The following is a 25,922-nucleotide window of genomic DNA, read 5'->3' on the forward strand; positions in this document are numbered from 1 at the left end:
TGGGACTCGACTATATGTGTAAAAATAATCAGATAAGATCGGTGACATAATAGGTTTAACGTTTGCCCCGTTGATTCTCACCCCGAACCGAGATGACATCAACAAACGGACGAATCCGGTCCATCAAACGCTGGCCTTTGTTCATTTCCTCGCCGTCCCTGCTGGTGAAGCTAAGATGTTTCTCCAGCCCATCCAAGTTGTAGTTGGACGTATAAAATGTAGGCTTGCGATTCATACGGTAATTCAGAATGGAACCCATCACATGATCCCGAACCCATGGGTTCAGATTCTCTGCCCCAATATCATCAAAGATGAGCAGATCACAGCTTTTCAGAATATCCGTCGTTTCCTTCAGCTTGTTTCCTTCACTGATCATGGATTTCAGATCCTCCACAAAGTCAGGCATGTAGATAATGACACCCGTGTGGCCCACAACCGCGAGTTCATGCAGCAGATAACACATCAGAAACGTCTTGCCCGTTCCAAATGATCCTTCCAAAAACAGTCCTTGCGGAGACAATCCATTTTCCTTGGTCTCGTTAATATAACGCAGAACCTGGTTCACCGCCGGAGCACGCATCCGATCCTTGCCCATAATTTCCACATCGTTATATCCTGCATTGAGCGCACGCTCGTCCACATAGAAACTGCGAATTCTTTGCTTGATGACATGCTCATTTTGCCGGGCGATATGTTTGGAACAAGGTGCTTTTTTATCTATAATTTCGGGTTTACCGTTAAAATGCTCTACTTCCAGTTTGCAAAAGTGACCCTGGAAATCGTTAGGACAGTTGTCGAGCCCCGGACAATTGGCACAGTTCTTCGAATCTTTGGCATACTGATACAGCTTGCTCAGATCGGTCATAAGCTGTGCATCTTTCAGTTCAGGATGACCTGCGCGGAATTCGCGTACGTACGGATCTTCCATCAATTCCGCCGCAATCCGCCGCGACTGTTCACGAAAGGAAGGATTCAGCTGCTGAAGCAGTCCTCCCAAGGATTCCATGGCTTCAAGCCTCCTTAATAGTTTCAATATAGAATGAACAATTGAATTTTACGATGACCATCGTGATGGCAGGGTAACCTTCGATCGCTTGTAATGCTACTGTTCATTCTATATAAACTTGAGGAATAACTCAACATTTTCAGCTGGAAAAAACATTATCCATTCCATGACAGTACGCAGAACTTCAGGTAGACTCAACACAAAGAATTGATCCGGATGACGCTTGCCAAATTAACGACGCAACCCCACGGTGACAATCTCACAAGGTCCCGCCTGCAAAGCCCATTCCTTGCTAATCAAAGCAGCCGAGGATTCATTTATAATAGAAACATTCAGCTTGCCTGTCTCTTCCTCCAGAATGTTGCTCTGATATGCGTCTGCCAATGCTTGCGGGATGGACTCAGAAGCAGCAAACTTCAATTCCGTCGTATTGGATCTCATATTATACCAGCGCATCATCAGATCACCCGAATCCTCGTTTACCTTCAGTGAAGAAAACGCCATGCCGTCCCCTTGCCACTCAAACGGTGTGCTGCTTGGTGTCAGGAAACCTGGGTGTACGTTCGTCTGAGCCACTGTCCATGGAATCTGGAACTGGTAAGCTTCAATGTATGCTCCGGAGGTAGCTCCGTTCCCGTCATGAGGGATGATCTCCAGCTGGAAGGAATGCTCTCCGAGACACTGAGCTTCCGGTGTCGGGAACAATCCCCAGTCTCCAAGCTCTCCCACCGCACGAAGCAATGTCACGGCAATCGTATTCCGTCCATCCTCAAGAACCTCATATTCATTCAGACCCAGATTGGCTACAACCAATCCAGCCTGATCCTCGCTCACATCAACAAAACTTTGCTGATGCTGGGTATTGCTCGGATTCTGCCATTCCGGTGCAGGTGTATTATCGCGAGTAGCAATTTCGAACATCGAGTCCACGTGATGAACAGCTGCTGTCAGATCCGTCGGGAAGAGTGCCCGCACCCGATGATCCTTCGCCTGATTGTTGAAGGTTGTTTCGAGCTTGACGCCTTTTCCACTGCGACTTAAAGACACAATGGTTCGGATCTTCAGCGTAACCAGTTCCTTGGAACGTTGCGCTTTGCGATGCGGGTAATAGATCAGTTCCCGCTGCTCACGATCAAGCGTTTCGTCGGCGGATTCAGGAATTTCCCAATGATGAACAATTTCGTAGGATGCTCTGTAAGGCGCATCTTCGATGACCCGAATCTCTGCCTGAAGCTCCTTCGTAGTCAACGCCACTTCGTTCTCCGGCTGTTTGAACATGTACTCGTTGCCAATATCACCGACATTTTCATACACGCCAAGATCCTTGTACGTCCGGCCTGACCGTTTATCCGTAAGTGCAAAAGACCCGTTGTCCGCAATATTTACGATCAAATATTCATTTTCCATACCACGCTCGCCACGCAGCAGTGTAGTCGAATCCGCAGTGGTATCCACAGACTCTCCAGCGACAGCATTCGTGGCATTCGCAGCATTGCGGTCCATACGAACCAAAGCATATGTCTTCAAACCAAGTGCAGGCACGTTCCCTGCTTCAAACGTAATGCTGACCCGACGACAGCTGTATGGCTGACGGAATCGATCATCCGGCAGATCATAGCCGAATTGCAGACCCAGATCCTCTACCGTACACGGAACTGGATTACCTTTTTCATCCACCAGTATACGTCCTGACAGGTCGATGGCGTTCATTTTGGCAGCCATATCTTCCAATGAAAAACCTTCGCGGAAGTACAGACGGGCCACATCCAGTTCCATATGAACCACACCGCTGCGCTCCCATCCCGATGTGTTAAACACAACTACAGGACGTGCTTCTTCACCATACTGCTCGAATGTTGAGGTATCCACCGCAGCGGCGATTTGGCTGGTGCTATCCTCAATCAAGGCCTCAGCGACATGACGGCTCTTATCAAAGCGTGTGACCATCTCGCGATGCACCTCATCTACGCTGCAGCCACAGATGCTGTCATGCGGATGGTTCTGCATCAACGTTTTCCAGGCATAGGTGAACTGATCATGCGGATAAGGATGACCCAGCAGGTGTGCGAACGAAGCCAGTGGCTCAGCCACCTTTTCCAGCATGGCTTGTCCCAGTTGATTCATCTGTTTCAGATAAACGCGAGCCGAAGCTGTGTTCACCAGGGTGCCCCAGCCATCGGTACGTTGGCTGCGCAGCTCTCCTTTTACAACAGACAGCTCCTGAACCGCAGATTCTTTCAGTGCTGACAAATAGTCCGGGAAGTTGGAGTGAACAAACTCGATATCAGGATACAACTGTTCAGCCATACGAATGGCTTCGGGCAGATCCTTCTGAATTGGCTGATGATCACATCCGTTCATGTACAGCAATTCATTCGTCGATGCATATTTCTCCGCATCTGCAAGCTTGGTTTCCCAGAACTTGCGTGCTGAAGCCTCGTCCACTGGAACCTCATTACCATTGGAGTACCAGTTGGCAAACAAAACACCCAGCACTTTCGATCCATCCGGTCCTTCCCACATCAGCTCCGAGAAGCTGGATTCATATCCGTCGTCAGACACCGTGTTGTTGAATCCCGTTGGCTTCACGCCCCGTCCGAAGAAGACATTATCGATGCCCGATTGCAGCATAAGCTGCGGTGTCTGCCCCACCAGTCCAAAGGTATCGGGGAAGTATCCGATCTTTGAGGGGGTTCCGTAACGCTTTGCATCCCGATGTCCGACCTGCATGTTACGTACGTTGGCTTCACCACTCGTCAGGAAGGCATCCTGCAGGATATACCATGGTCCAATGACAATTCGTCCATCACGAATATGCTTCTCCAGCCGTTCCTTCTGCTCAGGTCGAACCTGGAGATAGTCGTCGATGATGATCGTCTGGCCGTCCAGATAAAAGCTTTTGAAATCCGGCCCCTGATCGAGCTGATCCAGTAATGAATCCACCAGTTGAACCAATCGCATATGGTGCTTCTCATACGGCAGATACCATTCCCGATCCCAGTGCGTATGAGAAATAATATGTGCTCTCTTCGATTTGCTTGTCGGTTTAGTCATTGCATTATTCCCCCTCTACCTCTTGTTGTACAATCTCTACCTCATCCGGACGATACACGGCTTGCAGCTGTCCCGCATTATCTGTGGCAAACAGCACGGAGCGATTCTTCTCCAGCAGGAACGTATACAGGACTCCCGAACGCGTATCTCTGACTTTCACCTCATGATCCCAAGCGAACTCTGACACGAATACGTACAGATTCCCTTTCGGGAAGCTCAACTTCCGGCCATAAATTCCTGCCAGATCACCGCCAGATACCCATTCCAGTTCATGTTCAATGCCAGCCACTTCTGACGCATATCGATACAGATCAGCAAGCGGCTCATCCCGTCCGTTCAGTTCCAGCGGCAGCGGACTCCAGATCAGCTTGCCTTTGCCTAATGGCAGCATTAATACTTCATCAGGTGTATGATTCTCCGCATGAAGCAGCGTTTCCTTCGCCACCTCAGCAATCCGGCGACGACCATATGTGACGCGGTGATTCACCCCGTTAATATTCAGCATTTCTTCGCGCTGTACGTTGCCCAGACTGCGCTCGCCGACAAGATGATCTGCCCGGTTACTTCTTTTCCAATAGGCATCCAACCCAAGCGGTCCGGTAATAAGCAGTGTGGCTCCTTCATTCTTTGCGAAGTTCAGCAGCTCGCTTAACGCACCGTTGTCCATGTTGTGCGGACTCGGAACCATGATCAGCTTCGGTGGCTGCTGCTTCAATGCTTCCAGATGATACTCGGATACAGCCCGGAACGGCAGCTTCAGCTCATAAGCCATCACACGAGTAAGTTTCGTTGTTGCATCATAGGCAAGGGCACGGTTCGAGAAGTCGTTGGAATACGGAAAGACCACCGCCACTTCCTCCAGCTCACGATCGGTAAACAGGTCTCGAATCTGTTCCATGAATCGGCCAAAATCATAAGATACATCGGCCTCAGGTTTTTCCGTACCGTCCGCTCGCAGCGCCCCGATATGAGATTCATTGGCATTATCCATATAGAAGTTGGTATTCCAGATCCACTGCACGGCTCCGGCTCCGCCTGTTGAGAAGGCATAGGCGTATTTGCGCTCCAGAATGCTGTGAAGCTCTTCCTCTGTGCGTTTGGCACGGCCATCCGGGGTTTCCACATACATGATACCTGTCTCCTGAATGAGATTTGGTTTATGTGGTGTTTTGGCAAAAATACCGTCCCAGATCAGGTCATCGTTGAGCCACCAGGAATGCACCGTAGTATAATCCACTTCCTGTTCATAGAAGAACGGTGAAGGCCGCTGTGCTCCAAGAGCTTCATCCTGTCCAACGGTAACCAGGTGATCAGGAACGAGATCCTTGATTGTGCCTACAAGCTCTCTTGCCCAAACATTATGCATCTCCATCGAGAAGAGACAGTAATCGAGCCAGCGTGTTCCTTTTTTAGCCTTGTGCATATCCTGAACATCGAAATTGATCTCTTCCGGCTCTGGAATGACTGCTGCCGTAAAGTCCGGGAGCTGCTTAGGTGACATGTTCCATGCCTCCTGAAGCGCTTCAATCGTCTGATGACGCTGCTGAAGCCACTCGATAAACGCCAGCTGCTCATACGAATCTCGTGCCGAACGTGGACCATTCGAGAATATGCGCACAGGATCAAACATCGACGGTTCATTAATCAAATCCCAGTCCACATGTGTGGAATGTCTGTGACGACTGACAATGCTGCGGATGAATCGTTTCTGTGCATCTACGCTCTGCGGGTCCAGATATGGATTCGTTCCTTCCCACGTCTCAGGTGTAAAAGAGAAAAAGGTGAACGTCACTTGAAGGCCATGCCGTTTTGCCGTTAACAGGAACGCATCAATTGCGCGCAGTACATCCTCGGACATGTGTCCATCCACCTGCATCATGTTGCGATAGGCAGTCCAGATTCCGGTACGGATCCAGTTAATGCCGGCTTTCGCCATCTGTGTCATATCTCGATCCCACACATCCGCATTAGGAAGGAACAGGAATTTCCGTGCCACGTCAGAGGTCATGTAGGTCATACCAACAACAGGCAGCGGACGACCGTCTTTGATAAAATAATCTCTGCTGCGTGTAATGACTTCCCCTTCTGCCAACAAGGCTGCGTCCTGACCCCAGAAGCCCTGCCGCAGTATGCGAACTTCTCCATCAGGTGCCTGAACACGACCGACGATTCGGTACAGCCCGCTCTCGATTGAAACCGGAAGAAGAATACGTTCAAAACGCTGTTCGCCGGAAAGTTCCATCTCCAGTTGATGATTCCATACCTTCTCTACCGTGCCGTTTGTACGATCTTCCCGTTCAACTGTTAGATCAAACGTCCAAAGTTCCGGCTCACTTCTTCTGCTACCCGCACGCTGTAGAATTTGGGTTTGGAGGATCAGTGAAGCTCGTTCACCCAGTTCATACGAAGCATAGTTCGGCTTCAGAGATAGTTCGGTTACACCTTTGGCGCAATACTGCGCCCAGTTCACCATTTCGACTGCTCCGTTCTGTTCCCAGAAGGTAGCCGTCAAAGGCAGATGCACAAACAGCCAGCGCGAACCGGCAAACGTACTGCGGGAGTTTTCCCATAATACGATTGGGGCAGTGATGCTGCGTCCATCCTTGCTTTGTCCTCGCAGCAGCGGAGAAATCTGGGTACTCATCGGACCTGATGAACCCATCTGGTGTGGCAAATCGCTTGTTTTGGTTGTATGAGGTACCAGATTCCACGTATCCGCAATCTCGAACAGATCCTCCTTGCCTGCAAGCAGCGGAATATCTTCGGATGAAGTGAGTGAATCCACTTTGGCTGCGGATACCTTTAACGCCTCATGAATGTAAAGTTCCTGGTGATACGCCGTTTGTTCCGACTCGGAAACCCATGCCTCGTTCTCCTGGCGTACAGGACGCTTGAAAGGTGCCCCACCAATGCTGATCAGGCTTCCGCCCTGATGAAGAAAAGCGGAAATTTCAGTCCAAGCCGATTTGGGAAAATAGGGTGCATGCAGATTCACGAAACACCCTTCACCCGCCGTTTTGCTCAAAGCCGAAGCCAATTCACCCGCACCCACAACGATGATCTCTTCTGATGCTTTCCATGATTCAAGAGCACCTTGCGTTGGCAAAGCACCTTCCAACGGAAACGCTGGATCAGAGAAAATAATCAGCTTGCTTCCTTTAACCTGTGCGCTACTCATAGCAGGCCATCCTTCATGGATTTATAGACCAACTGGGAGAACAGGCTGTTGGACCAGGCAAACCATTTTCTCGTAAAAATCGTCGGATCATCGACATGGAAACCTTCATGCATATACCCTGTATCTGCATCCGTTGCTTCCAGCATCCGAATGATCTCCAGCTTCTCTTCAGCAGACTGGGCCGTTAACCCCTGCATGGACAGACCCATATGCCAGATGTAATCCGGTGGTGTATGCGGGCTGCCGATTCCTTTGGCAACTTTGCCTTCATAATAGAACGGATTCTCTTTGCTGAGCGCAAAACGTCTCGTATTCTGATAGATCGGATCATCCGCTGTGACATAGCCAAGGTAAGGAATGGACATCAGTCCCGGTGTACCCGCATCATCCATCAGGCAGTAGTTGCCGAAGCCATCCGTCTCATACGCGTAGATCGGGCCAAATTCAGGATGACGGTAAATCCCGTAAAGCTGAATACCATGATCTACTTCAGCTTCCAGATCCTTAAGCTCCTGCAGAAGTGCCATGTCACGGAATACCCACTCCGCGAACTCCTGCATCTGACGCAGGGCAACAACGGCAAACATATTGCCAGGAATGTTGTAGTGGAAATCACATGCATCATCACTGGAACGGAATCCAGACCAGATCATGCCTGTGTAATTGACGGGCATGCCTCGTCCATTATTGCGGATCGAATCCGTAGCAATGCCGTTATTACGGGTAAAGCTATATGGTGATTGCTCCATGTGATGCTGCTCCACCCGGAACAAATCCACGATTTTGAGCATTGCTGCTTTGAAGCTGGAATCAAAAATATCCGTCAATTCGGTTTCTTTCCAATATAAATAAGCCAGACGGATAACAAAGCACAGGGAATCAATCTCGAATTTGCGCTCCCATACCCAAGGTGACATCTCCGTCACGTCGGTTGTGTTCCAGTGCCAGTCATTGGCTGTCTCATTGAAGGCATTGGCATACGGATCAATATGAACGTACTGGATGTGGCGCTTGATCAAACCGCCAATGATCCGTTGCAGATCTGCATCTTCCTTCGAAAACGGAATATAGTGCACCACTTGCTCCACGGAATCACGCAGCCAGGAAGCTGGAATATCGCCCGTGATGACAAAGGTCGTGCCGTCATCCATTAACTTCGTTGTCGTTTCAATCGTATTGGGAAAACAGTTCTTAAATAATTGAAGCAGCTTCGGTCGATGCGCCAACTTCTGCTCCGCTTCTTCCATTACAGCCTGAATGGCTTGTGGCAACGCAACAGGCGGCATCGGTATTTTGGGTAATCTGAATTGTTCCATGAATGAGTGCACTCCTTAAACAAATTGAATGGTGTAGCTATTAAGGATGAAACAAAAAATTAACACGGGACCACTGCGCGGTCAGAAATATCCTCCGATCGCTGTTATCCCCAGATTTTTTGATTCCCTTTTCAAAAGGGTAAAATCCGGGGATAAAGGCGAACGCTTCGCTTCTTCGAATTCTTTCTGTCCTCTTCGTTATCGTGTAAATACGTTTACTCCTATATAGCTCAAAATATTTCAAAAAGGTTTACCGCAGTAGCACGGTTTGTATTTCGTAAGGTTTAAAAGATAATGTAATCTGGCCATTGGTATGGGCCAGTGGTTTGATCGGTTCTTCCAGTGCGTTGGAGTGATATGCTTGCTCAAAGGCATGCGGCCATTGCAATGTGATGCTTTCGCGTTTGCCTGATGACTCATAGAAACGAAGTACGGTGCCGTGTCCATCCTCTGCCGGTTTGACCGTGTCTAGAATGACATGTTGGCTGTCGAAATTAATCCATGAGCCACTTCCTGGGCGTGAGTATGCCACAGTTACTGTTGGTTCGACTTCAGCCCCTTTGCTCTGACTCTGCTGCACCTGTTCCATCGGTTGCACTTGCTGTGGCTGTTGTGTTTGCTCTACTTGTTGTACCGTCACTTCCGTGTTCAATTCAGCGGCTTGTCGTACCGTATGCGCAGTTCTCCAGTCACCTTCATGTGGATACAGGGAATAGGTGAAGTCATGTTCTCCGAGATCGGCAGTCCGGTCAGGCCATTTCGGCGCACGTAACAAGGAGAGACGAATCGTGCTTTCCTGTACGTCATATCCGTATTTGCAGTCATTGAGCAGACTGACACCGTACCCATACTCCGCTATATCTGCGAAGCGATGTCCGCACACTTCATACTGAGCTTGCTCCCAGCTCGTGTTGCGATGGGTCGGACGCTCCAATGCACCGAATGGAATTTCATATGTTGCTTTGGAAGTCACTACATCGATCGGGAAGCCTACTTTGAGCAATTTATGATCTTCATTCCAGCTCACATGGGTCTTGAAATCGATCCGTCGATTGTCATGATAGAACACCATATCCTGTGTAATCACAGACTGGTGAAGCTTCCAACGGAAGCGCAGCACGTCCTTCGTCGTGCCTGCCAGCACCAGCTTCTTCTCCACAAGCTCCACTTTTCCAGCCACCTGAGCCTCATAACGGCTGTCGATATCCCAGGCATCCCAGAGCGTCGGACGGTCATGGAAAAAGTAAAATTGATTGCCGCGTTCACCCGGCTTCAGAATCTCGCGTTCTGCTGTCTTGTCCCACAAGCGGGATATCTCGCCTCGATCGTTAAACTGCACATGGTAATACTCTGTTTCCCATGTATCAGTAAAGTTCTTTTGGCCAGCAATGCTCGCCATTTCCCGTACATTCGTTTCTCTTGCATTTTCCGGTACAAGCCAAATCGTCTTATGCCCAAACGCTGGAATGCCCGTCACCAGAATCGAAATTTGACCATCTTCCCGATCCATTCGCAAACGCTGACCTTCTTCATCGATCACGTAACGATCCAACCCATCATGCATTTGAAGTTGAATGACTGCACTTCGATTCCAGCCGAGACTGTTGAATACAACATAAGGGACAGAACCCTCTGGCCCCTGCGTATTAATCTCCCTCATCAATTCGGCAACCCCTTGATTCAGTCCTGCTCTACCTAACTCAAATACCCGAACATACTCCTCGTCTGAAGTTACATAGGATTCCGTAATGGCCGAGCCTGGGATAATATCATGAAATTGATTCAGCAATATCAGCTTCCAGCCATCATGCAGCGCCGAACGTACTTCCGCTTCCTGCTGTGCATCCATATGCGATAGCGCAAGGGTGTTCCAGAGCTCCGCTTCACGATAAAGCACCTCAGCCTTCCGGTTGTTGCGTTTATTGCGGCCATGAGTCGTATAAGTACCCCGGTGAAGCTCCAAATACAGGTCGCCATGCCATTTTGGAAGATCAGGCTGTGCCTGCTCGATTCCGGCAAAAAAGGAACCGGCGGTACTATAACCATTCTTCGGCTGTCCCACCATCAACTCCGAACGATCCACATACTCCAGCATCTCTCGTGTTACGCCACCACCGCCGTCGCCATGCCCATACAGAAGCATATGCTCCGGATGCGCCGCCTTCTCGCGGTAAGACTGCCAATGATCATGAATGTCCTTCGGCAGCGTGTGCTCGTTGACACCATGATTGAGATAGGAAAGGATGGGCGTGCCATCAATACCTACCCAGTGGAACAGATCATATGGAAACACATTGGTATCATTCCATCCGAGCTTGGTCGTCATAAAGTACTCGACATTGCCATGCTTCAAAATCTGAGGCAGGGAAGCACAATAACCAAATGTATCTGGCAGCCATTCAATCTGTGATGTTTTGCCGAACTCCTCCATATAAAAGCGCTGACCATATAACATCTGACGGATCAGGGATTCACCGCTCGGAATGTTCAGATCCGGCTCAACCCACATACCGCCAACCAGCTCCCAGCGTCCTTCCGCAATACGTTTCTTCACCCGTTCATACAGTTCAGGATCATGTTCTTTCAGAAAAGCATACAGCAAAGGCTGGCTCTGGGAATAAACATAATCGGGATATTCATTCATGAGTGCATCCACCGTGGAGAATGTTCGACTGGTCTTGCGTATCGTCTCACGTACAGGCCACAACCAGGCAATATCGATATGCGATTGCCCCACCATATGTTCCAAGCCTTCGGCGTTTCCACCAATCTCACGCACTTCATGAATCAATCTTTCTTCGATACTGTAGATGTCATTTCCCTGCTTGACAGCCTCTTCTGTCAGACCAACAAATTGATCCATCGCTCGATAGATCGCTTCCACCAAGCGCACACGGCGGAAATCACTTTCTGGAAGCAGCACCGCAGAATCACGCACAATCGTGACCGTGTACATCAGGCTGCGGACAGGTTCATTCGGTCGCACAAGTAAACTGCGGATCGATGTAATCGGCGGCTGAATAACCGCTTGCTGATTCAATGGATCTACAGGCTCAGGTACCGGATCAAATAACTCAATCTCAAGCTCAGGTTGAGTCCCGATTCGGGAAGGGTTGAGTGTCACATACGTATGATTGCGATCCAGCCCCTGATAGGAATGTCCATTCACCCGAAGCAGGCCTTCCCCGCCGGATTCAAATACAAGTCCGTATGGTTCCTGCTGCCAGGAGGCAGGAACTTCCAGACGCGTACGGAAGAAATAGGTCGTTCCCTGATCGCTCGGGAAACGATCCAATCCCTCTCCTTCCGGATAGGCCTTCTGATCTTCATATTGTCCTGGTACTTTATAATAAGCGCGAGTGATGTCCCAACTGCGCAGCTCCATTTGCTCCAACCACTGACGTTCGGATAACTCGCGAATAAATCGTCTGATACGTTCCATTTCCTTACGCCCCCTCTACCGTCAGCTCGGTGAACTGCGTATCATTCACATGTCTTCCGATATGAATATGGAATTGTCCTGGCTCAACGACAGGCTTGAGATCACGTCCGATATATTGCAGCTGCTCCGCTCCAATATGGAAGGTTACAGTCTGCATCTCTCCGGGTTCCAAACTCACTTTCGCAAATCCCTTCAGTTCTTTGGCTGGACGAGCCACTCGGCTGACCACATCGGATACATACATCTGGATGACTTCTGCACCCCTGCAAGACCCCGTATTGGTGACCTCCACCGATACAGTAACCGTATCGTCTGCTGTCATTGATTCCGTACTCAGCTTCGGCTTGCTGTAATCAAATGTAGTATAGCTAAGCCCATATCCGAATGGATAACGAGGCTCCAGATCCTCTTCCACATACCGCTTGCCACGTGAACGTTTGCCATTGTAGTAAACCGGTAATTGACCCACATGCTTCGGAATGGAGATTGTCAATTTACCGGACGGATTCACATCGCCGAACAAAATGTCCGCAATGGCGTGCCCACCCTCCTGGCCCGGATACCATGCTTCCAGAATGGCATCGGCATGTTCATCCACCCAAGGTTCGGTGATCGGACGTCCGTTGATATAGACAATGATAAGTGTTTTGCCGAGCTTGTGAATCTCCTGAATCAGCTCCAACTGGACTCCGGCGAGTCCAAGCGTCATACGGTCAATGCCTTCCCCGCACTCCATGTCATTCCATGAATTATCCGACACATTGGAAGCACCGGTCTTCAGATCGATCGTTCCTTCACCAAAATCACGGGCACTTGAGCCGCCAACGACCATGATGACTGTATCGGCCTGACGTGCCGTTTCTATCGCATGCTCGAACCCTTCCCTTGAATCGCCCTTGATACGGCAACCCGGTGCGTAGAGCACCTCAGCTTCAACATTCGTCGAATGACCATCTGATCCTTCTCCCGCGTGTCCACTGTCACTAACGGCAAGCTTACCGCGGATGCCATCCAGCACCGTAGCCACTTTGGATTTTGGTTGGGGGGATGTATAATCGCCCAACTGGTTGTAGGCTTGGTCTGCATTAGGACCAATGACAGCAATTCGGCCTGCTGTTGCCGCCGACAGAGGTAGAGCTGCAGCTTCATTTTTGAGCAAGACCACACCTTCCGCAGCCAATTGGCGTGCCAGTTGAATATGCTCTTCACTGCCAATGACTTCTGCCGCGCGATCAGCATCCACATAAGGCTTCTCGAACAGTCCAAGCTTGAACTTCAGCGACAGCACGCGGCGAACAGCCTGATCCAGTACATGCATCTCAAGCTTTCCTTCCGAGATCGCCTGCACCAGATATTGTCCAAACATCTCACCGGACATCTCCATATCAATACCTGCCTGAATGGCCTGTACGGATGCTTCCAACCCGTCAGCCGCCACATCATGCCCACTTGCGAGCATGTTGATGGCACCGCAGTCCGTAATGACCAGACCTTCAAAGCCCCATTCTTTTCGCAGAACATCATCCAGCAATTCCGTATTTACCGTACACGGAATACCGTCGATTTCGTTATAGGCCGGCATAATGGATTGAGCGCCTGCTTCAACTGCTTTTCGGAACGGATATAGATCTACTTCCAGCAGTTCACGCCAGCCCATGTGCACAGGTCCCGCATTGCGGCCACCTTCCGAGCTTCCATAACCGACAAAGTGTTTCAGTGTAGCCGCTACCGCATCCTCTTGGTCCAAACTTTCACCCTGAAGTCCTTGCACGGATGCAACAGCCAGTTCGCCAATAAGGTATGGGTCTTCACCAAAGCATTCCTCGGTACGTCCCCAGCGTGGATCACGTACAACATCCAGTACCGGGGAATACGTTACCGCACCGCCCTGAGCACGCGTCTCACAGGCAACCGCCCGGCACATATCACGGTACAGGTCCACGTTCCAGGTACTGCCCAAGAGCAGGGGAACCGGATAAACTGTACCGTCAATCGCCATATGTCCGTGTGAGCATTCCTCTCCGATCAGAATGGGAATCCCCAGTCTGGAATGCTCTACAGCATGACGCTGAATGAGGTTTACGGCTTCTGCCCCTTCTCTGGCAGACAGTCCATTTTCAAGCGTAACACCCGTCCATGGATCTGCACGAAGCGCACCATACAGGGAGCCTACGCCCCCGTTTTCCACCTGCTGCTTAAAGGATTCATTCAGCGTGATGTTTCCCTCATCATTCGTATAGGTCTGCCAGCCAAAGGGCTGGATGAGTTGACCCGCTTTTTCCTCCGTGGTCATTAAGCTCAGCAGATGTTCTACTCGCTCTTCCACCGATTTGCTTTTATCCTTATATATCATCATCCTTCGATGCCTCCATCTGTAGAAGTGATTCGGTTACTCTTTAACGGCTCCGACCGTCAGACCCTGTACAAAGTAACGCTGGAAGAACGGATAAGCGAAAATAATCGGCAACGTTGCGAGAACCACCATAGCCATCCGTGAAGTATCCTGCGGAATGGATTGCATCGCCGCCAGACTCATTGAGCTGTTCGCCGAGTTCTGCTGGATGAACTGGATGCTGGACTCGATCCGCATCAGCATGGATTGCAGCGGTACGAGGTTCGGATTATCGATATATAACAGCGCATTGAACCAATCGTTCCAGTAACCGAGCGTACTGAACAACCCAATCGTCGCCAGCCCCGGCAGAGACAATGGAATGACAATTTTCAAAAACGTATAAAATTCTCCGGCTCCATCAATTTTTGCCGATTCAATGACTGCATCCGGTACACTGGTTGAATAGAACGTACGCAGGATCATGATATAGAAGGCATTCATTGCAAGTGGCAGGATCAGTGCCCATAAGGTATCTTTCAATCCAAGAAGCTGGGATACGACCATATAGGTTGGAATCATCCCACCGTTGAACAACATGGTCAGGATGGCAAATATGGAGAAAAATCTCCGATAACGGAAGCTCTTGCGGGAAATCGCATAGGCGTACAATGACATTAGAATTAAACTGACGATGGTACCCAGTACCGTGACCAGAATAGTTACCCCGTACGCACGCAGCAGCGTGTCTCCACTCTGCCAGACAAACTGATAGGCTGCGAGACTCCACTCCGCGGGAATAAGTCGGTATCCGTCACGGGCCAGTACCTTCTCGTCCGTGAGCGAGATGATGACCACAAACACAAAAGGAAATACACAAATTAAAGCGAATAGACCCGCTATGATGTTCATAATTACGTTCCAGCCATTGGATACATGATGGAAGTCGCGTTTTTTTACAAGTTGAGCCACAGTGGTTCACTCCTTTCCCTTATCCTAGAATAGGCTGCTATCTTTATCGATTTTGCGTACAACATAGTTGGAAATGATAACAAGTACAAAGCCCACAACGGATTGATACAATCCGGCAGCTGTACTCATGCCAATCTCACCGCTTGTTTTCAAGCCGCGATACACATACGTATCAATAACATTTGTGACGGAATACAACGTACCCGAATCCCTTGGAACCTGATAGAAGAGACCAAAGTCGGCATAGAAGATACGGCCAACGGCCAGCAAGGTCATAATAATGATGATAGGAGATAGCAATGGAATCGTTATATTGCGAATCTGCTGCCATTTGTTTGCACCGTCGATCATCGCTGCCTCATACAGTGACCGATCAATCCCCAGGATTGAAGCGAGATAGACGATGCTGTTGTACCCGATCGTTTTCCATAAAGCGACGAACACCAGGATATACGGCCAATACTTCGCTTCCGAATACCACTGAATCGGCTCCACGCCGAACCATCCAATAATTTGGTTCAACATCCCCCGGTCCATGCTTAGGAAGCTGAACGCGAAATATCCAACAATGACCCAGGATAGAAAATACGGTAGGAACATACCTGTCTGATACAACTTGGCCAACCGTTTATTGATCAGCTCCGAGAGCAGAATTGCCAAACCTACAGCGAATACCAGCCCCAGAACAATAATGGCGATGTTATAAAAAAGCGTATTGCGGGTAATAAGCCAAGCATCGTTAGTGCTGAACAGGAATTTAAAGTTATCCCAACCCACCCATTCACTCTTCATCAGACTTGCCCAGAAGCCTTCGCGGCTAAAGCGATATTGCTTAAATGCTGCTACTGTGCCCACCAATGGCAAGTAGGAGAAGAAGAAGAACCAGATGGCGCCTGGCAGCACCATGAACAGCATGACTCGGTTTCTAATCAGATTTTTCAAAAATGCGGTCATATGGAGATCCTCCTTCAGGCTTGAATGAAAAAGGATCGGGCGCAACAAGCAGCGGCCCGATCCCTGAATTTACCCTTACTTATTTGCCGCTCTCCAGGCATCAAGCTGGGTTTGGGCTTCAGCCATCACTTTTTCAAGTCCGGCTTGATTGAACTTCTCAATCACTTGCTCCAAATTGTTCTCTGGGTCCAGCGTACCTGTCATCAATGCGGCCCAGTATTGCTCTTTGACATTCTGTACAGCAGTCAATTCCGACGACACGTTACTTGAGTCAAAGTTAAAACTCAGAATTGGAGAATTTACACCCTCTGCATTAAACTTCTTAAACTCATCCCATTTGTTATCCGGGTCATTGTTGTTCAGATACAACAACATGTTGTTACCAAGGGAGTAAGAAGGCATATCGTAGTTCTTGGATTCAGCCAGATTTTCCATGTGCGTGTCATCCACTTTTTTGTAGTGAACGCCCTCAATACCAGAATCGACCATATTGCGCAGCACTGGATCTGTGTTCAGCAGGTTCAGGAACTCCATTGCTTTCTCTGGATATTCGGAGTTGGCTGAGATAGCCATAATCGAACCTTGTACAGACGTGTTGGTGATGATCGCGTCACTCGCTGGTGTGGAAACTACGGGATATCCGTAACTTGCCGACCATTGATTGTCCGCGAGCGGTTGTGTCTGTGCACGATCCAGGAACCAGTTGCCTGATGTGGTCAGGTCGTTGGTCGAACCTGTTGTTGCTGCCTCTGGCGATACATAACCAGCTTTGTAGTACTTGCTCATCGTTTTGAGAGCTGCTTTCATTTCCGGAGTATCCAGAATGTTCACAATCTTGTAATCCGTCGTATCCAGTTTGATTGCCATTGGCAAGTTCTGAATGACGTAGTCATAAGGAACATAAGGAACGAAGTTTTTATCCATTCCAAAAGGAGTCACGCTTGGCTCATTTTCCTTGATCGTTTTGAGCAAAGGCTCCAGACTGTCTAACGTACGAATATTGGAGATGTCCATTTTGTATTTATCAAGCAGCGTTTTGTTGAAACGCCATACTTCTTGTTGAGGCAGCTCCTTGTTAGCCGGAATTCCGTAGTTGTGTCCGTCTACTTTTGAACCGCTCAGGAATGCAGGATCAATGGTTTTAATGAGATCCTGTCCGTATTTAGGGAGCAAGTCATCCAGTTCCAGGAATGCACCCTTTCTGGCATTTTGAACATAATCGAATCCGCCGGATGAAGTGAACAGGATGTCCATTGGCTCGCCGGATGCTACGTTAACTTGCATCTTTTGCGGATAGTCACCCCAGTCAACCATCTTCATCGTAACTGTGGCATTGATTTTTTCTTTGGTGTACTTGCTGACTTCTTCCATCACTTTATTAACATCTTTCTGAGGGGTACCGATGGTATACCAGATCAGCTCGACAGGATCCTCACCTGTTTCCCCTGATTCTGACGCATCCTTGCTTCCTCCACAGGCGCTAAGAACAAGTGTAACCGCCATCAACAATGCTAGAACGAGCGAAAAACTTTTTCTTTGTTTACTCATTTCCTTGATCCTCCCTTTTCGTGTTCCCTTAAGCTCTACAATCTAACTGTTTTAACCTTACCGAATGAAAGCATTTACAAAAAGAAGATAAACTTAAGTTTTCGAGGTACAAATTAAAGAGAAATCAGTACGGATTCATTAATTCGTACCGATTTGAATAAATCGCTTACATAAAAAAGACATGCTGAGTAACATTTGGCACTAACTGCACTGCATGCCCTTCTGTCCTCAGAATGTCTCATCCATGTCAGTCCAATGGTCCAATTGATACTCCACTGGAAATTATCCAAAAACCTTAAAATCGGTAGGTGATATTCCCACATATTTCCTAAACTGTTTATAGAAATATCCTGTCTCCCAGTACCCGACATTTCTTGCGATCTCATGCACTTTCAGATTCGAATTGCGCAGCTGTTCCTTGGCACGTTCAATCCTGTATTTATTGATATACTCGGCAAACGTCTCTCCCGTCTCCTTATGGAACAGTTGTCCCAAATATACCGGATGAAGATGATAGTGAGCACCCAGCAGCTTCAGGGAAAGCTCTTCTGCGTAATGTTTGTCAATATGTTGAAGCACCTGGTTGACGATCGGATTCTTCAGATCCTGAAGCAGAGACTGAATCGTCGCCGTACCCACCTGCTGCAACGCCTGCACGAGTTCGTCAAAGGTTCCGCTGTCCAGCACAAGGCGAAGTCCACGTTGGTAAATGGCAGATTCATCCGAATGTTTGATACCCTCCAGTTCCATCTTGAAGCGAATGACCACTTCCAATGCGATGTTCTGCAACTCCGCCGGAGTAACCCCGTCGCGATGCTGTTCAAAATCAAGCCGAATTCGCTCAGCAAGCAGCTCTGCATTGCGGGATAGAATGAGCTTCGCGTACTCCTTCCAATCAATGGAGAAGGAAGAGGCAGAGCTTCCGCATTTGTCCAAGATGGCATGATCAATCACTTTAAGGTCGGGATAGATCATCACATACTGGAGTGCCTTTTTCGCCTCCTGATAGCTTGCAGGAGCATGGTAAAGTCCACGCTTCAGACTTCCTGCCCCAATCAGAACAGCAGGATGTGTCTCACACAGCGCAGCGGATAATGCCTCAAGATAATCCATAAACACATTTTCTTCGTCCACTCCTGCTTGTACATTGGCAACCATGACGATATCTCCATCAATATCATGAAATATATTCACATAGGACTTATCCTTCAGCATTTCCTCCACTCGCTCGAACATGCCGGTTGTTTCCCCTTTTGCTCGCAATACAGCTACTGCAACATCTGGTGCATCCAACGAAAGGTTCAAGAACTGTGCTCGTTCCTCGAATTCCGTAGCCGCGATCTGTCCCGTCAGCCATCGGTGAAGAATATTGTCTTTCAGAATTTGAACACCATAAGCATCATCCGTTTGAGGAGACAACGCATGGTCCAGCTTGGAAGCCGTATTGCGAAGCGTCGATTCCAGCTCTTCCACATTGATCGGTTTGAGAAGGTAATTTTCGATGCCCAGCTGCATGCCTTCTTTCAGATATTCAAACTCATTGAAACCGCTAAGAATAATCACCTTGATATCAGGCTGCACTTGCCTTGCTGCCCGAATGAGATCCAGACCATTCATGAAGGGCATGGATATATCCGTAATCAGAATGTCAACAGGCTGCGCAGACAAGGCGTTTAAAGCGGCCTGTCCATTGCCGGCATGGCTTACAATTTCCATATCAAAAGACGACCAATCCAAAATATCGTACAACCCTTCAATGATGAACGGTTCATCATCCACAATAAATACCTTGTACATATTAAATACCTGTCCCTTCTGTATGAGGATAACGTACCCTGATCAGGGTTCCTTCTCCGAGTGTACTCTCGATCGTGATGCCGAATTCCGGTCCATAGAGGAAACGCAAACGGGTGTGCACGCTTCGCAGTCCGAACATCTGGCCCGATTCTTCCGGACGTTCCAGTTCTTCGAGAATTTCAGTCAGACGTGCAGCTTCAATACCTTTGCCATTATCTCTGACCTCAACCTGCAACACATCGTCCAGCTCTTCAACAACGATCGATAATTGATTATCCGAACGTTCTGTCTGGATGCCGTGCACCACATAATTCTCTATGATCGGCTGCAGGGATAGCTTGACCACCGGATGTTGATTATGAACGGGGTCCAGCTGGATCGTATACATAAAAATGTCCTTATAACGAATCCGGAACAGCTCCAGATATAAACGGCAAGCTTCCATCTCATCCTTCAGTGTATAGTTTTTCTTTTGCTGAACGAGGCTCTTGAATAACACGGATAAACTGTAGATCATCTCTCCGACATCTTTCGCCCCCTGAGAGATCGCCCTCATCCGAATAACCTCAAGGGTGTTATAGAGAAAATGGGGATTAATTCGAGCCTGGAGTGCAACCAGTTCTGTCTCCTTTTGTTTGATCTCGGCTTTGTAGACGCGTTCAATATACTGATTAAGTTCATCCAACATATCGTTAAAGCTATGCGAGATCTGTCCCAGCTCATCATCACGGGTATCATCGATGCGTGCTGTCAGATTGCCGTATTTCACCCTTTGCGTGAAACGAATGATTCGGCGGGTGCGTTTAGCAAAATTAATAATGAAAAACGCCGGAACCAATACGGCAAACAGGATACATATGATGCTAATCGAAACGATTGTATTGCGTGTACCCGCGTAGGCCTCGGCCATCTCCTCCACAGGAACCGTGCCAACAACCACATATCCCTGATCCGCCGAGACAAACTTGTTCACATACATGTTCCGCTCCTTTTTCATCGAATCCATGTCGGTCTGGTCAAACAATGAATCGGCCACATTCACATAGGGATATTGCTTCCCGTAATAGTTGTTGTTGGAATCAAACAATACCGTACCTTTAGCTGACAGCACCACAATCTCTCCCTTGAGGTTACTTTCATAGCTATCGAGAGCATTGCCAATGCCCGCAGAGTCGAAGAAAACGAGGAACTGTCCCAAATTTCGAAGGGTCTGTGTATTGTTGATGGGTACACGAATCGCATACAGCGCCGGGTCCCATTGATTTATTTCTTTACGTATCCAATAGTTTGGCGCGCTAATATTTGGTGTCTCCATCGCCATCACGTCAGGAATGTAGGAATGAGCCACATTGGTATCCAGCTTTCTGAACTGTTTATGTTGGTTGAAGGTGGACAGATCCTGCCGCTCTGCACTATATAACATCACTTGATTGATATCCGAATTGCGATCCATGATGTTCTGAAAATGTTTCAATACATCAGCTGAGTAATCATCCTGATTCGCATAATAGCCATTTGTCAGATGCTGTACATACTCGGCGTACGTGTGATTCATCAAGTAGGTAATATTGGCTGACAGCGCCTCATTCTGATGCATGTCCCTTACCATGTTCTGCACTGATTCATACTGCTGGTGAATATAACGGTCGACACTTTCCATGGCCGCTTTCTGGATCGCCAGCTCTCGGCGAATCGTGGCGTCGGACACGGACAGGAAAATGATATAGGACAATGTAATAATCGTTACAATTGATATCATGGAGAAGATGAACAGCATCTTCATAAACATATTATTTTTAAAGAAATTTTTGTAAACGCTAACAATTTTCAAGTCGCATGTTCCCCCCGATGCTGTTTTCCTGTCTAAAGTATATCATCTGCCTTCTGACATTAACTTGTCACCCGGAACTTTTCTTTAGTTTATACCTGTGTTTCTTTAATTTCGCCCTAAGTTTACGTTCTGGATTTTGCCATTGGCCAGCAGAATCCAGTCATAACTGGCAGATACTCAGATTACACCATACGCCAAGGAAAAGGTCATGGTAAAGGATGGAAAGGATACTATCCTACAATACGCCGTTCATTCCATCAAATATCCGACCCAAAACATTAAAATAGACCATAATAAAAGACATGATGAGCGCTATGGATAGAATCGGGAAAAGTCGTATTTTGTTTGTCGGAATGACCAGCAGCAAAACAACACTCATGATTAGATATATTGTCATAAGGTATGGAATTAAATAGTAATGAGTATGAATGGGTAAATACGCGTGACGTAATTGAAATCCTTCTGACAGTATTAATGTAATTGGAAGTGCTGCAACAACATTAGAAAACAGACCATTTCCACGTGCATACCACATGATATAACCACAGATCGGAGATCCCACCGCACATATCCCCCAGAAAACCATAGCCCTCTCAGGTGAAAAATGTAGAAAGAGCACTGTGTACGCATAATACACCGTCAGCATCGACCCAAAATAAGCAAATATGTTAACAGCGGCCCATTTAGGCGAGTAGCTAAAAACTGATATAAGTGTTGCAACAAATACCCATACAGCCAAGCGGCCACCGATATCGTCAAATATAGGATTGATTCCTGGAGCATCAACAAGTTTGGCTGCTACACCCATAATAATTCCGACTAGCATTATGTACCCGATTGATAAAACTTTTTGTTTTGTTGTTGTCTCGCTTTTAGCTTTAATCTGATCCAGCTTGACATATGCCCCCATTTTCCCCCTCCATTCTTCTAAAATCTTATATTTTCACTATCAATCATTAATTTGTAACACGTTCACTAACAACTGATGTCAACGAATCTCAATTGGGACCGTCTGCATGATGTTTGGCGATATGGTATGCCATTTCCTGAATCCGCAGCTTCAGCTCTAGTGGTTCCCGAATGCGAATGGACGTACCGAATGACATCAGATATGTCGGAAGGTACTTGTTCATTGTCGGAACATCGAGCAGGAACCGTGCCTCCCGATCGGTCCGTTCCGTCAAATAGTGGCGCAGATGCCAGTGGCCGCATACCGCATTCAACGTGTCAGGCTCTCCCTCGATACGTATCACTGCCAGCGGGCCGTCCGCCTCCCGTCTCTGGTTGGACTGTTCGCCAAAAAAGTCGGACGCAGAGAAACGCTCCGGCTTGTCAAACCTCGCCTCGGTTGCCTCCAGCCGCTCAATACGGTCGACGCGAAACGTCCGCATCGCCTGTGACCGATGGCAGAACGCGACAGCGTACCAATCGTTTCTGTTGTACGCTAACCCATACGGATCAACTTCACGTTCGCTGACCTGTTCCGCATTTGCTTTGCGGTAGGCCATCAGAACTGTTCGCCCGTCATTTGCCGCCTGTTCCAAGTCCCGCAGCAACGGAACGACTGAAGGCGGACGCGCTGAAGAAACCACATCCAAGCTGCTCGTCTGGCGGGATAGATCGTAGCGTTGCTCCTCGTGTAGTCCGTTCTCCACCTTCTTCAACGCCAATTCAAGTTCCTGCACATACGGATAGCCAGCACCTTGGGCAAATTTGAATGCATCCACAAGCGCCTTCAACTCTACAGAGTTGAAGAACAATGGCGTTTCTTTGAAACTTTCCAGAATACGAATGCCACCATCATGGCCCGATTCCGCAACGACCGGCACGCCGCTGGCGCATAACGCGTCGATATATCGGTACACCGTGCGGACACTGATCTCCAAACTGTCCGCAATTTGCGCAGCGGTGAGCTTTCTTCCGGATCGCAGCATCCAGAGCATGGACAGCATATTATCCCATTTCGCCATCGGGAGTCCTCCTCTTTTCCTTGAGTGAATATAACTCATCTACACCTTGTCCCATTACGTAAAAAATGATCATTTAGCAAAAAAGGCGAGTCTCCCTGATTTAGGGACTCGCCTCTTGATTCTATATTATGAAAGTTATGAAGTTCCCTTTTGTTTGCTTGCCTGCATCTGTTGGGCAAACCTCATCATCTCTTCGAACTCTTCTTCGGACACTGCATCGCCTTCGGCACCTATGTCTTGTACAATCGGAATTTCGGGTTTGGCTTTGGTTCCTTTGCCGTATGTACGGGAACGGGTTCCAGCTGCACCAGCAGCCTGCTTGCCTTTGACCTTGGCTTGGTCACGAATGTACTGTACCGCCTTCTCGTAGGAATTCACCTGCTTGAGCAGCATATTGGAGGCAATGGCCTCAACGAAGTTACGGTTAATTCTTTGCTCACCGCCGGATACAAGCAATGCCATCAAATAGTGAATCAGTACATTGATCACTTCACCAGGCAGCTTGTAGCTGAGGTCGATTTTCTCAAAGATGTCCACCAGATTGTCCGGTACGGCACCAGGGAAAAACGTCTGCAGCAATCGGGTATAGGGCTCATTACGCAGCATCATGTTGTATTGATGAATATCACACTTGGTCGAAAATTGCGGAGGCACTTCGACGTAGTATTCCATCTGTACCACATGTTCGACAGGCGGTTCACCGGAGTCCTCTTTCCGCTCAGGCTCCTCCATGTGCTGTCTGAGGGCAACAACCTTCGCTGCCTGTACGGTCTGCTGCTCATGTCGCTTCTTGGTTTGTCTGAACTGCAGGCTCGCCTTGTGTTGAAGATCATCCAGCACGAGCTGTCCCTGTGGGTTGAAGATATCATCCTCATCCAGCAAACGACACACATCCTGTACGCTAAGATTGAACTTGTTCACCACATAATTCACAATGCCGAGCTGTTCATGATCGAACCGTAATTGCTCCACATGACGACGATTGACCGACTCACGCGGAAAACGCAATATAATGTCGGCATAATTCAGGCTGTTCTCTTCGACTGCCCCATTGAGTCCGTTGCGCTGTGCCGAAGTTGACACTTCCGACAAGGCCTGTTCCAGTTCGTAATCAATGACATGGGTGTTCAATTCAAATATGTCGTAAAAAGGAACGGAAATATTCTCTTTATTCGCTGCCGGGTAAGGCGCGTCACCACTCTCTATCGCCGAAAAACCGGAACGTAGTGAAAGTACGGCGAACTTGCCGATTTTGTCACGAAGCAGCAGTGTCAAATGCTGTGTGCGGAAAAATTCTGCCGGGGAGAGCGGGGGCTGCAGCTCATATTCGTAAATGTAATCGTCATTTTCCGGAATATACAGCCGTGAAGTCTGAAGTAATCCCACAGCTTCCAGCTTGGATGCCTGCTCCACCAAATATTTGCGCCCTTTCTCACTTGGCTCGAGTCCAAGCGTCATGAACAGCCTCCGTTGCTGTTCAAGTGGCGAATAACCGACCTGTTCACCGGGAAGATGCTGAAACAGCAGTCGATACAAGCCAACCGCAAAGGCACCTACCATTGGCTGATACGCTCCGGTAAGCATACGGTCATCCAGGGCGCTAAGTCCAAACTCCCTGTACACGCAGTAGCGATGATGTTCAGTATAATGATGCAAATTCTTCATGCGCATAGCTTGATCTCCTTCTCCCCAAAAGTATGTTTATCTATTCTATCATAAATGTCGGATCCTCAAATGTTCAAAAACAGGTAAAAAACGGACCTGTTCTCGTTCCGTTTCGTCCTAGGTCGACAGCATTCACGTTTTCGCAGAGTTGCTAGATTACTATAAAAGCTACAGCCATAGAAAACAAGTAAATCTATGGAGAAATGTTATCCAGATATATATGAGACATGTCCGAAAAATAATGCACACTTTTTTGCTGCATGCCAAAAAGCCTTCCCTTTGCGCTCGTAAGCGTTTACGACAAAGGCAAGACCTTTACGGACAATGCAGCCCAGCATTTGCTGCCCTCTGACTAGCTGATTAAAACATTTTGTACCCACCCAGACGAAGTTTGCGAATGGCCCAGCCACTGATGACCGCTCCAGCAAGTCCAGCTATGCCCGTCATATAGTCAACAATATGGAAAGAACCCAGATGCGACATCAGTGATGCCGTATGATCCCATAAGGAATACACGACAACAGGCAAAATAACAATAATGAACAGATAGGAAGGAAACCAGGTTGTCTTCATCAGCATATTCAGAATGAAACCGATACCAAACATCATAACGAAAAATAACACCATCAAAACCAGCACAGGTATAAACTGCATCGGGTGACGTTCACCTCTTCTTTCACTGACTCGGGTTTCTCTTACTACGGATAGTAGATAGTGTACCGCAAAAAATGTGGCGAAGCAACGAACTTTCTGGACAAATTTCCCTATAATCAGCTTCACTTCATTTGCCCTTCTGCTTCCTGTTGGGATACAATAAAGACGATAACGCATTCAACCGTCCCTTACCGGATTTGGAA

15 protein-coding genes are annotated in these 25,922 nt (G+C 48.2%); all 15 read right to left on the reverse strand.

All coding sequences use genetic code 11. The features are described from left to right. Window positions 1-55 precede the first annotated feature (55 nt). Window positions 56-1,006, reverse strand: a complete 951-nt coding sequence (dnaI, locus tag P5G61_RS25490) for a primosomal protein DnaI (protein ID WP_079347662.1) — start codon at window positions 1,004-1,006, stop codon at window positions 56-58. Between the two features lie 231 nt (window positions 1,007-1,237). Continuing rightward, a complete protein-coding gene (locus P5G61_RS25495) occupies window positions 1,238-4,060 on the reverse strand; it encodes an alpha-mannosidase (protein WP_301249015.1) in 2,823 nt (940 codons plus the stop codon). Window positions 4,061-4,064: 4 nt separating this feature from the next. Then, window positions 4,065-7,238, reverse strand: coding sequence for a beta-galactosidase (locus P5G61_RS25500; RefSeq protein WP_301249016.1), 3,174 nt, complete (start codon window positions 7,236-7,238; stop codon window positions 4,065-4,067). Next, a complete protein-coding gene (locus P5G61_RS25505) occupies window positions 7,235-8,554 on the reverse strand; it encodes a glycoside hydrolase family 125 protein (RefSeq protein WP_301249017.1) in 1,320 nt (439 codons plus the stop codon). Before P5G61_RS25505 ends, P5G61_RS25500 begins: the two co-directional genes overlap by 4 nt. Before the next feature lie 250 nt (window positions 8,555-8,804). Continuing rightward, window positions 8,805-11,996: an alpha-mannosidase gene (locus P5G61_RS25510; RefSeq protein ID WP_301249018.1), complete on the reverse strand. Its 3,192-nt coding sequence runs from the start codon at window positions 11,994-11,996 to the stop codon at window positions 8,805-8,807. Window positions 11,997-12,000: 4 nt separating this feature from the next. Next, window positions 12,001-14,352 carry a glycoside hydrolase family 3 N-terminal domain-containing protein gene (locus P5G61_RS25515; RefSeq protein WP_301249019.1) on the reverse strand — a complete coding sequence of 784 codons (2,352 nt, stop codon included), beginning with the start codon at window positions 14,350-14,352 and terminating at the stop codon, window positions 12,001-12,003. Between the two features lie 33 nt (window positions 14,353-14,385). After that, window positions 14,386-15,240, reverse strand: a complete 855-nt coding sequence (locus P5G61_RS25520) for a carbohydrate ABC transporter permease (RefSeq protein ID WP_236642230.1) — start codon at window positions 15,238-15,240, stop codon at window positions 14,386-14,388. An 84-nt stretch (window positions 15,241-15,324) separates the two neighbouring features. Then, window positions 15,325-16,254 (reverse strand): ABC transporter permease, encoded by a 930-nt coding sequence (locus P5G61_RS25525; protein WP_053783230.1) that lies wholly within the window; start codon window positions 16,252-16,254, stop codon window positions 15,325-15,327. Between the two features lie 75 nt (window positions 16,255-16,329). After that, complete coding sequence (locus P5G61_RS25530; protein ID WP_301249020.1) at window positions 16,330-17,802, reverse strand: ABC transporter substrate-binding protein; 1,473 nt, start codon at window positions 17,800-17,802, stop codon at window positions 16,330-16,332. 282 nt (window positions 17,803-18,084) lie between these two features. Continuing rightward, a complete protein-coding gene (locus tag P5G61_RS25535) occupies window positions 18,085-19,599 on the reverse strand; it encodes a response regulator transcription factor (RefSeq protein ID WP_301249021.1) in 1,515 nt (504 codons plus the stop codon). A gap of 1 nt (window position 19,600) precedes the next feature. Then, window positions 19,601-21,430, reverse strand: coding sequence for a sensor histidine kinase (locus P5G61_RS25540; protein ID WP_435874290.1), 1,830 nt, complete (start codon window positions 21,428-21,430; stop codon window positions 19,601-19,603). Window positions 21,431-21,665: 235 nt separating this feature from the next. Beyond that, window positions 21,666-22,340 (reverse strand): hypothetical protein, encoded by a 675-nt coding sequence (locus P5G61_RS25545; protein ID WP_301249023.1) that lies wholly within the window; start codon window positions 22,338-22,340, stop codon window positions 21,666-21,668. 88 nt (window positions 22,341-22,428) lie between these two features. After that, window positions 22,429-23,400 carry a helix-turn-helix transcriptional regulator gene (locus tag P5G61_RS25550; RefSeq protein WP_301249024.1) on the reverse strand — a complete coding sequence of 324 codons (972 nt, stop codon included), beginning with the start codon at window positions 23,398-23,400 and terminating at the stop codon, window positions 22,429-22,431. A gap of 135 nt (window positions 23,401-23,535) precedes the next feature. Beyond that, a complete protein-coding gene (locus P5G61_RS25555) occupies window positions 23,536-25,071 on the reverse strand; it encodes a replication initiation and membrane attachment family protein (protein WP_301249025.1) in 1,536 nt (511 codons plus the stop codon). 354 nt (window positions 25,072-25,425) lie between these two features. Next, on the reverse strand, window positions 25,426-25,719 hold the full coding sequence (locus P5G61_RS25560; RefSeq protein WP_024632646.1) for a YuiB family protein: 294 nt from the start codon (window positions 25,717-25,719) through the stop codon (window positions 25,426-25,428). Between the last annotated feature and the right edge of the window lie 203 nt (window positions 25,720-25,922).

Origin of the sequence: Paenibacillus vandeheii (genome assembly GCF_030433635.1) — a bacterium.
In the GTDB taxonomy this organism is placed as follows: Bacteria; Bacillota; Bacilli; order Paenibacillales; family Paenibacillaceae; genus Paenibacillus; species Paenibacillus vandeheii.

Bases quoted from the DNA above. Each gene is read 5' to 3' on its own strand.
- P5G61_RS25530 (WP_301249020.1), bottom strand. From the start codon at position 17,802: ATGAGTAAACAAAGAAAAAGTTTTTCGCTCGTTCTAGCATTGTTGATG.
- P5G61_RS25550 (WP_301249024.1), bottom strand. From the start codon at position 23,400: ATGGCGAAATGGGATAATATGCTGTCCATGCTCTGGATGCTGCGATCC.
- P5G61_RS25500 (WP_301249016.1), bottom strand. From the start codon at position 7,238: ATGAGTAGCGCACAGGTTAAAGGAAGCAAGCTGATTATTTTCTCTGAT.
- P5G61_RS25535 (WP_301249021.1), bottom strand. From the start codon at position 19,599: ATGTACAAGGTATTTATTGTGGATGATGAACCGTTCATCATTGAAGGG.
- P5G61_RS25495 (WP_301249015.1), bottom strand. From the start codon at position 4,060: ATGACTAAACCGACAAGCAAATCGAAGAGAGCACATATTATTTCTCAT.
- P5G61_RS25520 (WP_236642230.1), bottom strand. From the start codon at position 15,240: ATGAACATCATAGCGGGTCTATTCGCTTTAATTTGTGTATTTCCTTTT.
- P5G61_RS25560 (WP_024632646.1), bottom strand. From the start codon at position 25,719: ATGCAGTTTATACCTGTGCTGGTTTTGATGGTGTTATTTTTCGTTATG.
- P5G61_RS25555 (WP_301249025.1), bottom strand. From the start codon at position 25,071: ATGCGCATGAAGAATTTGCATCATTATACTGAACATCATCGCTACTGC.
- P5G61_RS25545 (WP_301249023.1), bottom strand. From the start codon at position 22,340: ATGGGGGCATATGTCAAGCTGGATCAGATTAAAGCTAAAAGCGAGACA.
- dnaI (WP_079347662.1), bottom strand. From the start codon at position 1,006: ATGGAATCCTTGGGAGGACTGCTTCAGCAGCTGAATCCTTCCTTTCGT.
- P5G61_RS25515 (WP_301249019.1), bottom strand. From the start codon at position 14,352: ATGATGATATATAAGGATAAAAGCAAATCGGTGGAAGAGCGAGTAGAA.
- P5G61_RS25510 (WP_301249018.1), bottom strand. From the start codon at position 11,996: ATGGAACGTATCAGACGATTTATTCGCGAGTTATCCGAACGTCAGTGG.
- P5G61_RS25525 (WP_053783230.1), bottom strand. From the start codon at position 16,254: ATGACCGCATTTTTGAAAAATCTGATTAGAAACCGAGTCATGCTGTTC.
- P5G61_RS25505 (WP_301249017.1), bottom strand. From the start codon at position 8,554: ATGGAACAATTCAGATTACCCAAAATACCGATGCCGCCTGTTGCGTTG.